The sequence below is a fragment of the Paenibacillus sp. FSL E2-0190 genome (genome assembly GCF_037992965.1).
Taxonomy (GTDB): domain Bacteria; phylum Bacillota; class Bacilli; order Paenibacillales; family Paenibacillaceae; genus Paenibacillus_AQ; species Paenibacillus_AQ odorifer.
In genome coordinates, this window is the sequence record NZ_CP150306.1 from 3022424 (window position 1) to 3034165 (window position 11742).

At 44.1% G+C, this 11742-nt stretch carries 12 protein-coding genes; 6 read left to right on the top strand and 6 right to left on the bottom strand.

What is annotated here, in order from left to right:
- The first annotated feature begins 2 nt into the window (after positions 1–2).
- Genes NST25_RS13050 through mnhG form a run of 3 tightly spaced genes read left to right on the top strand, consistent with a single transcriptional unit; the run spans position 3 to position 1142 of the window.
- Positions 3–476 carry a Na+/H+ antiporter subunit E gene (locus NST25_RS13050; RefSeq protein WP_076126047.1) on the top strand — a complete coding sequence of 158 codons (474 nt, stop codon included), beginning with the start codon at positions 3–5 and terminating at the stop codon, positions 474–476.
- Entirely contained in the window at positions 476–769 is a 294-nt protein-coding gene (locus NST25_RS13055; RefSeq protein ID WP_036686407.1) for a Na(+)/H(+) antiporter subunit F1, read from the top strand. Before NST25_RS13050 ends, NST25_RS13055 begins: the two co-directional genes overlap by 1 nt.
- A complete protein-coding gene (gene mnhG / locus NST25_RS13060) occupies positions 744–1142 on the top strand; it encodes a monovalent cation/H(+) antiporter subunit G (RefSeq protein WP_076275808.1) in 399 nt (132 codons plus the stop codon). The genes NST25_RS13055 and mnhG overlap by 26 nt, the downstream gene beginning before the upstream one ends.
- Before the next feature lie 133 nt (positions 1143–1275).
- On the opposite strand, the gene NST25_RS13065 is transcribed toward mnhG, so the two are convergent.
- From NST25_RS13065 to NST25_RS13085, 5 genes are all read right to left on the bottom strand, one after another.
- On the bottom strand, positions 1276–1653 hold the full coding sequence (locus NST25_RS13065; RefSeq protein WP_076126051.1) for a PilZ domain-containing protein: 378 nt from the start codon (positions 1651–1653) through the stop codon (positions 1276–1278).
- 80 nt (positions 1654–1733) lie between these two features.
- Positions 1734–2540 carry a hypothetical protein gene (locus NST25_RS13070; RefSeq protein ID WP_340394154.1) on the bottom strand — a complete coding sequence of 269 codons (807 nt, stop codon included), beginning with the start codon at positions 2538–2540 and terminating at the stop codon, positions 1734–1736.
- 60 nt (positions 2541–2600) lie between these two features.
- Entirely contained in the window at positions 2601–3974 is a 1374-nt protein-coding gene (locus tag NST25_RS13075) for a HAMP domain-containing sensor histidine kinase (RefSeq protein ID WP_340394156.1), read from the bottom strand.
- 1 nt (position 3975) lies between these two features.
- Positions 3976–4635, bottom strand: coding sequence for a response regulator transcription factor (locus NST25_RS13080; RefSeq protein WP_076135640.1), 660 nt, complete (start codon positions 4633–4635; stop codon positions 3976–3978).
- 214 nt (positions 4636–4849) lie between these two features.
- Complete coding sequence (locus tag NST25_RS13085) at positions 4850–6340, bottom strand: 4-hydroxyphenylacetate 3-hydroxylase N-terminal domain-containing protein (RefSeq protein ID WP_076280768.1); 1491 nt, start codon at positions 6338–6340, stop codon at positions 4850–4852.
- Between the two features lie 200 nt (positions 6341–6540).
- Here NST25_RS13085 and NST25_RS13090 point away from each other — a divergent pair, with 200 nt between their 5' ends.
- Genes NST25_RS13090 through NST25_RS13100 form a run of 3 tightly spaced genes read left to right on the top strand, consistent with a single transcriptional unit; the run spans position 6541 to position 9146 of the window.
- Positions 6541–6921 carry a BlaI/MecI/CopY family transcriptional regulator gene (locus tag NST25_RS13090; RefSeq protein ID WP_254847611.1) on the top strand — a complete coding sequence of 127 codons (381 nt, stop codon included), beginning with the start codon at positions 6541–6543 and terminating at the stop codon, positions 6919–6921.
- The gene (locus NST25_RS13095) at positions 6905–7105 is read left to right on the top strand and encodes a hypothetical protein (protein ID WP_312147918.1); all 201 of its coding nucleotides are present in this window, start codon (positions 6905–6907) and stop codon (positions 7103–7105) included. The genes NST25_RS13090 and NST25_RS13095 overlap by 17 nt, the downstream gene beginning before the upstream one ends.
- Positions 7008–9146, top strand: coding sequence for a M56 family metallopeptidase (locus tag NST25_RS13100; protein ID WP_312147909.1), 2139 nt, complete (start codon positions 7008–7010; stop codon positions 9144–9146). The genes NST25_RS13095 and NST25_RS13100 overlap by 98 nt, the downstream gene beginning before the upstream one ends.
- A 165-nt stretch (positions 9147–9311) precedes the next feature.
- Here NST25_RS13100 and NST25_RS13105 read toward each other — a convergent pair whose 3' ends face one another.
- Complete coding sequence (locus tag NST25_RS13105) at positions 9312–11375, bottom strand: methyl-accepting chemotaxis protein (protein ID WP_076280766.1); 2064 nt, start codon at positions 11373–11375, stop codon at positions 9312–9314.
- Positions 11376–11742 lie beyond the last annotated feature (367 nt).

Consider the following 11742-nt stretch of genomic DNA (forward strand, 5'->3'; position numbering starts at 1 on the left):
CTATGGCTTTTCAACTATTATTGAATTTCATGATAGCATTCCTGTGGATGTTCCTGCACAATGACTGGACTGGGCCACGTTTCGTCATTGGTTTCTTGATCGGTATCCTCATTCTGCTCGGAATGCGACGTTTTTGGCCCAGATTATATCTAGGAAAAGTGTGGGCAATTATTAAGCTAATCCTGTTGCTGCTGCGGGAGCTGGTCGTTTCAAGTTATGTAGTGGTAAAAGCTGTTCTGAGACCGGAGCTTAATATACGTCCGGCAATCTTGAAATATACTACAGAGCTGAAATCGGATTGGGAAGTGGCTACGTTGATCACATTGCTCTGCCTTACTCCCGGATCTGTGGTACTTGAAGTATCGGATGATAACCGGACTTTGTATATTCATGCCATGGATGTTGAGGATCCCGCACAGTTCAGAGCGAATATCCGTGACACCTTTGAGCGTGCGATATTGGAGGTGACCCGTTAATGATCCATTTTATTCTTATGCTCTCGCTTACGATTATGGCGCTGGCGATTGGTGTATGTGCCTGGCGGTTGTTGAAGGGACCTTCTTTGCCCGACCGGGTAGCGGCACTGGATACGATTGGAATTAATCTGTTAGCCATGGTAGCCGTTCTTTCTGTTTTACTCCGAACGCAGGCTTTTATCGAAATTATTTTGTTAATAGGCATTCTTTCCTTTATCGGCACGACGGCATTTGCCAGATACATCGAAAGGGGAGTGGTGCTTGAACATGGAAACGATCAAGATAGTCGGTGAATTGCTGTTTGCCTTATTAATACTGATGGGGGCATTGCTTAGTGCTGTAAGTGCTTATGGTCTGATTCGGCTGCCTGATGTTTATCTGAGATCACATGCCGCTGCCAAAAGTGCCACCCTTGGAGTTTTATGTGTTCTGAGCGGGGCCTTTCTATATTTTGCATTTTTTCTAGATCATATAAGTGCTAAGCTGCTACTGGGGATTGTCTTTGTATTTATGACCTCACCTTTATCTGCGCATTTGACGGGCAGAGCTGCTTATCGCTCAGGGGTTCCCTTATGGAATCGCAGAATTCAAGATGATTTAAGAGAGGTACTGGAGAAAGAAAAAGCTGTAGCAGCATCCCCTGAACGGGATGTGCCTCAAGAATAAAATCCATGAAATGGTGATCTGCGATTTCGGATTACAACAATAAGTTTGGATCGCAATAGCTAAAAAGCAACAACCCTGCATGAAAACGCGGGGTTGTTGCTTTTTTAGATTAAAACTACTCTTTTTTGTTATCTTAACGAACTAATATTTTGCCTTCTCCAGCAAGGATGCGAAGTACCCTTGGGAGTCGATCACCATCATTCTCAGGGATGTCCAATTGAATGCCGTAGTGGAAACTGCCTTGTTGTTCTTTGTTCCATTTCAATATTCCTTCTATGTACATAGATTCATCCGTAAGATTCATTTCCATGCCAATGCGTACTAGGTTATTTTCTGGGTTGATATTGAGGGGTAACGATAAGTGGCAACCCGATCGACTGATGTCGAACAATACAGCCCTTACAGGCTTGGAAGGAACCTGGATTCCGTTAATAGTAAGAATATGAAGATCAAATGTTACAGGTTCTTTAAGGGTATATCGAAAAGGTTCGGTTCTGCGATTAGTGTTCATATGCTCCTCCATACTTTTCCATGTAATATAAATTATCGACATAAAAGTAGGATTAGTGAAGAGCTGATTCCATTTTTGATTTATTTCACTACTTGAGCAGTCTCGTAGGTAAGGCAGCGTAGACTTTGATCAGGATAACGCATTTCTGCCGTGTAGCTGCTGCCATCTTCCAGCATCATCTGAACAGCGACCATGCCGCGTTTATCATTGGTGTCAGTGTTGATCAGTGTTGCTGTAGCAATTTTCCGGTTTTCTTTTTGTTTATCTGTAAGGATAGTTATGGCCGCATTGATCCAACGGGCATCTTTATAGATAGTGCTGGCAGCAGAAGCGCTAATTGGTGTTCTTTTCAGAGCAATATTAATCGCGGTCGTGTTCACTACCATACCGTTTATGGGATCAATTAGTACATCATATTCCCAGAATTCCTTACCTTGCCCTTCTAGGGTCTTGGCGTTATATGGACTGAAATGTACAGCCCATGTCCACGGCAGCGAGGTTCGGGTATCACTCAGAATAACCCGCATCTGCAGCTTGGCAATGTCCACATCGAATAATTTGCGTACGCTTGAAGCAGCCAGAATAACGGCATCAGTCTGACTCAAATTCTCTGCAGCAGGCGGTGTGACAGTGGTCCGTTTGGATTCAGAAGTCTCATGACCCGCCATGTCTATGAAATTGTTAATGGTTTGTATTTCTTTAGGACTCATCTGCGGTTGCAGATCGTCATTCACTGTGGACACCGGCGTTGGTGCTTCCAACTTCACCCCTGGGGTTTTGGTGCTGGTTAAAGCTAAATGGGTGGTGTTTTGAATGACTGCACTGACGATTAGCAGACTCCCCGAGAACAGGAGTATAGCTAAAGTAGTGGGGAATTTGTTATTCACTTGAATATCCTCCATTTGCTTCGGATGATGCTGAATCTTCCTAACCTTAAACTATAGATGTTATAGAGTAGGTGAACAGATGTTATGGAGTTGTAAAAAGATGCGGATACTTGTTCCTTGACCTAAAGTAGAATTCAGTGAAATTCTAGTTTGATGCGCATCTGCGATTTGCTTGCATAAAGATAAACCAAGACCCGCACCTCCGTATTCGCGTGTGCGCGATTTTTCACCTCGATAAAAGGGTTCAAAAACACGCGCGCTCTGTTCCGGTGTCATCCCAAATCCTGAATCACATACTTCCAATATGGCTTCATTTTGTAATACATAGGCAAGCAAGCGGATGGTGCTCCCTTGCGGAGAGGCATGAATGGAATTTTCGACAAGGTTAACCAAGAAGGAAGTTAGCAGATCATGATCACCCCAAACCGCAGGGATGGAATAATCCATTTCTAGTTTGATGCCTGCTTCGTCCAATTTAAGCTGCTCAATCTGTTTAACCGATTTGAACAAATCTGATATGTCTACTTGTTTCAGAGTCAGAGGATGATGCCGTAGGACGGACAAATCCAGCAGTTTGAAGGCTAAATTCTTCAGGCGTAAGGTTTCACTAAGGATATATTGACCAGCCATTTGCTGTTCTTCCTGGCCTATATTCGCGGAAGTCAGAAATTCAGCAAATCCCTGCATACTGGTTAAAGGTGTGCGCAGTTCGTGGGCGAGGTTATCGACCATTCTCTGCTTTTCATCGGCCATATTAGACAGTTCGATCACGTGCTGCTCCACTGCGTTTGCCATTCGGTTAAAGTTCAGGGCCAACTCACCAAATTCATCTTTACTGCGCAACTGCACGCGCTCGGTATATTTGCCTTCAGCGATCGTTTTTGTAGTTTTTGAAAGCTGTTTAAGTGGTTTGGTCAACTGCCGGATCAGCAAGTAGAGTAATAGGAGCAGAATTGGACCGATAATCCAGTTAATCATTACAAAAAAACGGTTCAGCTCATGCTGCTTAGCATACAGGTCACTGATATCACGTTGATAAACGATCGACAAAGCTTGATAGGGAGCAGGGAGCTCAGTAGAGAGTTGAATAGAATGTGACTCCGGTGTTGAGACTGATGGGACTCCGACATTCGGATAAACCAGCTGGTCATTCTCCCAGAGCTGTAGTCCGATTCCCTGCTTATGATAAAATTCACCATAGGATTGAGCCACACTTGAGATTAAAGTAGAGGTAAGTGTGGCCCCACGGGTCTGAATCGATTCAAGATTTTCATAAATGTTGTTTGCAATTAATAGCTGTTCGCTTGAAGCACGCTGCATTTCGCTGTCCATGTTCAGCTGCCAGCTTTTTTTCATAATCATGATTACACTCACATCTAGGGCGACGATGAAGAAAGCGAGGACTGACAGCAGAATTTTATGCCAGAATCTCATACTAGACCTGAACTTCCAAGCGGTAACCAAGCTTAAATACGGTTTTAATTCGTTCTTCCCAGCCTAGTTTTTTGCGCAGCTGTCTGATGTGAACATCTACGGTACGGGTATCTCCTTCAAAATCATAGCCCCAGGCTAATTCCAGCAACTTTTCCCTTGATAAAGCAATATTTCTGTTGCGGATAAGGACCTCAAGCAGCTCAAATTCCCTAGCGGTTAAATCTACGGGTATCTGATCCACCATCACAAGCCTCTCAAGATAACGTACCTCAACGTTTTCACAGAGAAAATTGGAAATGCCTTTTTCGCTCCTGCGTAACACCACATTGATTCTTGCCAACAATTCAAGGATTTCAAAAGGTTTAATGATATAATCATCGGCGCCCAGCTCAAAGCCTTTGATGCGATCAGCCAGTGAATCTTTTGCGGTGATCAGAATCACCGGAATTTGTAAGTGAGCAATCCGCTGCATGATCTCAAAACCGTCCAGTTCGGGCAGCATTATATCGAGCAGAATTAAATCAGCCTTTTCACGTTCCAGCAGTTCAATAACCTCCAGCCCGCGATAAGCCTTGCTATAGGTATGTCCGACTAATTTTAGATTCATAGTAATTAAGTCACTGATTGCACGTTCATCTTCTACGACTATGATATGTCCCATAGTTCATTGTTCCCTCCTAAGCTAGCAAATCACTTCCTAATGCTAATAAACTATAAACAACTTATTACAGAATTGTCCAGTGCAGGTATGGAAAAGCATCTAGTTCTTCCTAATTTGGTTTGTTGATAAAGCTCAAAAAGGACTGAAAAAGAGAGCGGAAGCAGTCTCTTAATCAATCCTGAAAAACATCATTATAAACCTTCGCAACTCTTGATTAATTGGAAATTCCATCTGTTGTTGACTTAGACAAGTGGGCATCAGGGGCAATAAATTCGTGAACGATTTGACGAAAATATTCGTGATTATCATAGCTGTTGTACATACGCCAGGCCACTGTTTGGGAGTTGCCGAAAAATAACCGCTCAAACTGGGTTTGACGACCTCCGAATGCACCCGCTCCTAGTTCCCAAGCCAGCCGGAATAAGGCATTTCGATACCACGCATCCGAGACATTTCCCTTCAAATACTCATAAAGATACGAACCAGCGCTTGATGTAAAGTCGGCTTCAGAGGGGATCATGATGAGCCCGCTTGAACTGAGGTTTTGAACCATTTCAACCATCTCTGGATAAAACTCTGAAAAGTGAATGGTTGAAGCCAACAGTGGACCTTTATCTGGAACGAGATATCCAAATTTGTCGAGCGAAGCCCCTATTTCCGCTGCAAGTCTTAAGGCTTTGAAAGTTTCTAAATAGGTTAATATTCTGGAAATAGGCAAAATCGTGTAGGCCTCAAGGACAGCATTTTGTTCTTCCGCCAAAGACTCTAGCATACCAAGAAAAAACTCGGTCTTTGCAATATAGCGGGTGATAATTTGGTGGGCCATATGCGTATGAAAGTTACTCTCGCCGAATAATCGGGAACAGTACCTCTCATCGCCATAATAAAATATACGATCATGAGGGATCAGTACGCGGTCAAAGATAACAAGGGTATCCATTTCTTCATATCTTGAACTTAACGGATGGTCGTAGGTGGATGAGGCAGCGTAGCTTTCACGGCAAAAAAAAGTCATCCCAGGCAGATCATTAGGCACCGCAAAGGCAAACGCAAAGGGATTATCATCATCCACAAGTGAGGGTGAGGGAGTTGGGAATACAAGCATTTCATCGCATGTAGCTCCCTGTGTTGCCATCATAAAAGCACCGGTAACAAACATCCCTTGATCATTGATTTCTACGACTTTTGCAGCGATAGAATCCTCTGTAGCATCAATCTGGCCGGATATTTTGCTGGCTTGAGGCTGGATGAAAGCATGGGATAAGGTAATATCATGATCTCGACAGTAGGCATAGTATTTTCTGAGGTTCTCAGCATATTTCGGATTATGATCCTCAAGGATATCAGCAGCTGTGAACAGAGACATGATGGCCGTATTCATATAATCGGGGGAACGTCCTAAAAATCCGTGATGTCTGTTGGACCAGAGTTCAATCATTTTTCTCCGGCGTTCTAAATCTTCAGCATTTTTGGGTGGAAGAAAAGATAAACCAACCGGATCTCCAGTATCAGGTGAAGGATAGGTCATCTGCGCCAAATAACGTTCATCACACTGCATGTTATACATTTCGGCTTGTGTTTGTAAGAGACCTTGAAAGGCAGGGTGTTTGGATAAAGGACCTTCAACACGTGTTCCTTTGTACCAGATATTGATCTTTTGCCGGTCGATTCGTTCGATGTATTGATTACCTGTTTTTATAGGCATAGGTTCCACCTCTTTGAAGTCATCTTTGACTAATAAAGCCGTATTATTGCTATTAATGTACGTAATCATGAATCTCCGTGTACATTGTCCATAAACCGTGGTGAGCTGGGAGTTTAGGGTTGACATAAACGATGCTGACTTGTATATTTTGGATATTGGATTACAAGTGTAGTCATACAGAGGAAAGAAAGGCGGATAGAATGATGTCTACGGAAACTCCAAAGATCTCGGATGCCGAGTGGGAAGTGATGAAGGTGCTGTGGGCAAGTGCCCCACGCACTGCAGGTGAGATTGTTGAAGCACTAGAAGGCAGCAGGGACTGGAACCCAAAGACGGTACGGACGTTGATTAAGCGTCTGACAGAGAAACGGGCTATTGGTTATAACCAGACAGGTAGGGTGTATTCCTATTATCCGCTGGTGCGGGAAGAGGAATGTGTCCAATCGGAGACAAGATCCTTTCTGAAGCGGATCTACGGTGGAACTCTGCGCCCGATGTTGGTCAATTTTTTGCAGGATGAAAAGTTGTCCCGGGAAGATATTGAAGAACTGAAGAGAATTTTGGATGAACGAAAGGACTGAGCCGCTTGCTGGAAGCTGCATACAATCTGTTCGTCAAGGTATTGTCGCTGTCTGCCATGGCGAGCGTGCTGGCTCTGCTGATCTTATTGACCCGCTTTCTGTTCAAGGATCGTCTGAAACCTACCTGGACGTATCTTCTGTGGATACCATTGATCGTGAGGCTGGCTATACCTTGGGCACCTGAAAGCACATTTAGTATTTTTAATCTGTTGCCGCTGGAGAAAGAAACGGCGCAGAGTTCCTTTATTCCGTCAGCGCAATCGGAAGTTGGCTTTACTTATGTCCCAGAGTTGACCGGAGGGGAAAAGGAACCGCCGTCAGTTACTGGAATTGCAAAAACTGGACCTTTGCCGGGAGAATCGACATCGGATGTTATGGCACAAGTCAATCCGCAAACCGATTCAGGATGGCAGCCGATACATGTACTGGTTTTGGTGTGGTTTGGCGGAGCGGCGGTGGTGCTGGGCATGTCGGTTCGAGCGCAACTGCGATTTACCGCACGGGTTCGACAGGAAACGGAGATCCATTCCTCACAAATCCAACGGTTGTTCGTATCCTGTAAGCAGGAGATGCAGGTGCGTCGCCCAGTCAAGCTGATCGGGACGAAGCAGATTGCCGTACCGACACTACTTGGCGTTATGCGGCCCAAGTTGCTGCTGCCCACCTCTACTTTACACACTCTGGAGACGAACGGACTCCGTCATATATTCCTTCATGAGCTGGCACATGTGAAGCGCCATGACATTTCGCTAAATCTGCTGACAGGTCTGCTGCTGGCCATGCATTGGTTTAATCCTCTGTTGTGGTATGCCGTACGCCAAATGAAAGAGGATCAAGAGGTTGCCTGTGATGCTCTGGCCTTGAAGCATCTTGAACCAGCTTGCCACAGAAGTTATGCCTTGACACTTCTTAAATTGTTAGAAACCTTACCCGATCCGATCCGGTTGGCAGGTACAGCTGGCATTTCAAGCAGTAAAAAGGAAATGGAAAGAAGGATTATTATGATCACCAGGCACAAAAAATTTACGGCAAAAAGCTCAATGCTGGGCCTCGCTGTAATTATGATCTTAAGTGGCTGTACCCTTACAGGAGCAAAGCTGAATTCTGCATCAGCTCCGGCAATGAGCGCTCCTGCTACTTTTCAGGCAGAAGTGCAGGATAAAAATACCACGGCTTCCGGGGTTAAAGGCACTCTTTTGGCGGAAAAAAACGGAATCACGGTATTTGCTAATCCCACTGGGGAGAATACACTTTTGCATAAAGTCACGGTAGATGTGCGTGGTGAAGTAAGCCGTACGTTCTTGTGGAATGCAGGAGAAGATAAAACTCGGCCTCCATTGATTGAAGAAGCAGATGTGAACGGAGATGGAACGAAAGAAATTTTCATACGCATTACGACCGGCACGGGTACTGGACTTTCTATGAGTGAGATTCATGTGCTCCAGCCTGCTAGCTTGGAAGAGCTTGTGGTCGAAGATCCGATCGAAACGTTGAATCAGAAGCTGAAATCATCCATTACACATCGAAATAACCACACTTATGTATCTGCTGAACTGGACGGAAAGCATTTGACCAAAGTGTATGATTACACGGAGGGAGCTTGGGGAGAGAAGGTCGGATTTGGCTCTATAGTTTCATACGAACTGATAGATGACCAAATTGTAGCCCATATGTCCGGTGCGGCGTCTATGTCTGAGTTTCCGCTCGACGTTATTGCCGTTTACGGGAAGAATCTGACCCTTGAGAGCGCACAGATGTACTATGGATCGTTTATATCTCTACCACTCAGTGAACAGGATATCAAGTCCATGATGGAAAAACAGCTTCCGGCAAGTGGTTGGACCTTTAGCAAAGACGGAGATCAGTATAGGGTGGATATAGATCCACTGAATGGCGTAGGGGAAGGCAATAGCTATAAAATAAATCCGCTTACCGGAACGGTTCATGACGTAACTTCTGGCAGTCCACTGAGAAGTCTTGTAAACCGAGAAGCGATAGATCTGTGGAACATCTCTAACGGTACAGAATACCAGAAGGAACTGTATAAGTTACTCCAACCAATCTTTGATACAGAGGGTTTCAAGCCAACAGATACGGACTTGATTTCAGGCTTTATCGGGGATGGTTATTTGTTCAGTGATGTTAGGCAAGGAAGCAGGGAATTCACGATTAAAGTAGATGTCTTTACTGGTCAGTGGGAGGAAATTCCTGACCCGTATCAATAGTTAAGTTTCAAGGTCTGTACCGTATTATTGAAGAGACCATTACTAGCGAATTGAAACTAAAAGCAGCCAGTACGCGCCGATAGATTATCGGCATGCACTGGCTGCTTAATTTTTCTAGAAGGGAGGACAGTCTTACGACTGTGCAAATTACGGATGACTAAAGGACTATTCGACCTGGAACTGGTTTAATTCGTCCTGAAGCTTTTTGGACAACTGATTGAGCTGCAGGGACAGTTCGGCAACCTGTTCAATGCTGTCCAATTGTTCCTGCGTACTTGCGCTAACTTCTTCGGTTGAAGCGGAATTCTCTTCTGTAGTTGAAGAAATGATTTCGAGTGCCTGTAGGATTTCATCTTTGTGTTTATGGACTTTGGAGGTGTTGCTGCTGATTTGAATCATACGTAATCTTAAAGCCTCCAAATCGCTGTTGATGCTAAAGAATACCTGTTTCGTAGCCTGCACGGATTTTGCATTTTCTTCGGCAATTTCAAGTCCTTGGGCTGTGTATTCCACAGATGCTCTAGTTTTCTCTTCGATTTCATGAACCTTTCTGCCAATCTCCTGTGTAGCCTGTGCAGTCTGCTCCGCCAACTTGCGAACCTCTCCGGCAACAACGGCAAATCCGCGTCCCTGTTCTCCCGCACGTGCTGCTTCTATGGAAGCATTTAGTGCCAGCAGATTGGTTTGCGTAGCGATTTGATGTACCGTGTCCACGATGCTCGAAATTTCATGACGGCTTTGATCAATATCATGGATGGCAGACGATATCGAATGAGTGGAGTTATGATTTTCTTCTGCCCATTTTGATAACTGATCCAACACACCCAACCCCAGTTCGCTCTGGTCGGCAGAAGCCTGCACCATCGTCTCTATGGCTATGGCATCATTAGCGATTTCGTCAATTTGACCAGATAATGATCCGGTTTTTTGCAAAATCGTATCCGTTTCGATCGACTGATAGTTGGTTGCATTCGCAATCTCATTAATGGCTGTGGCTGTATCGTTCATCGTTATAGCTGTACGGGAAGAAATAGATTGCAGATCCTTTGAGGACTGGTTTAATACCTGAGCGGAGGTACCCACTATTTGGAGCATCCCTTGAATTTTCTGGACCATGTTGAATATTCCGTTGGAGATTTGTCCAATTTCGTTGTTGGAATAGGCATCAAATTGAACCGTCAAATCCCCATTTTCCACCCGTTTGATTTTGGTAAGCAGCTTCGGTATAGATCTGAGCAGATAACGGAGCGTGATATACGAAAATAGAACGAGCAGAATCGCCGCTGCAACAAACCCGCCAATCGTAATCCAGGTGAACTTTTTTAATTCGGAGAGCACTTCCCGCTCTGAAATAGTTAAACCTACGGACCAGCCGGTATCTTTACTTGTAGCATAGCCGATGTAACGGCGTTCTCCGTTGTCATTAATCAGATGTACGCCGGATTCACCAGCGATCATTTTCTTGCCGATTCCCCCAAGATCACCTGGCAGCTCATTAATCTTTTCCTTTGTGACCTTAGACTGGTCTGGGTGATACAGAATATCACCTGTTTTGGAGGCGAGAATGGAATAACCTGTGCTGCCTAGCTTATAGCTTTCCATTATCTCAGGGATATTTTTAGACGCTATATCAACCGCGACAAAACCGATTAATGTATTGTTGTCATTTTTTATCGGATAGAAAATACCCATCAGCATATCACCTGTAGTGATGTCAATATAAGGATCGGAGTAGTACAGGCCGTCTGCTTCGACTGCTGGCTTATAATACGGCCGTTCTTTAATGTTAAAAGCAGCATCTGATGTCGTACCATTGTTGAGGATATAAAAACCTTTGCCGGCAGTACTCGCAATCCATGCATCTGCAAAAGTGGGTTCCACCTTTACTATGTCAGCTAGTGTCTTTGCTACTTCAGCGGCATGCGGAGAAGTCTTGGCCATTTCAGGAGCTTCGGTGGTTTCGATGTATTGTTTGAATAAGTTATTCGTTGACATTTGCTTGACCAGTGAACCCTTTTCCTTAAATAGTGCATCAAATTGACTGACAAGTGCCTGTGTTTTGGTCTGAAGCATAGATTCTTGTTGTTTCACAAGTATGCTGCGAGTGCTGGAAAACATAAAGGTTCCCAAGATTGAGAAGACGACAACAATAATAACTAAAAGTACAATGGACAAAGTATTTGCTATGCTTGATGAACCAAACCGCCTTTTTTTTAGTTGTTGTAACATGCTACCATCTCCCCCAAGTTGTCTCTGAGCAAATAGCTCATAAGAACATATCGGAAGATAGTGAGATTTTCGAAATAGTAATTTTGAGAATGAAAAAATTAAATTAAAATGGATGATGCACAGAATAAATCCTTGACTGGTGCGGGATTTCAAGATGGTGGGGGGAGAGGGAGATCTTAACAATTAGCCTGTAGCTTGGCACATTGCATCTACTGATTCAAGGCGAACTGTTGTTTTTTTAGGTGATGCTTAACTGCCTTTATCAGACTTCTTGTTTGTAGATTGCTTCCAGCTCTTGCGGTTGATAATGATTATCAATTATACTTCCGATAGGAAGGAGGCGAGTAAAGATTTTAAACGCTGATGA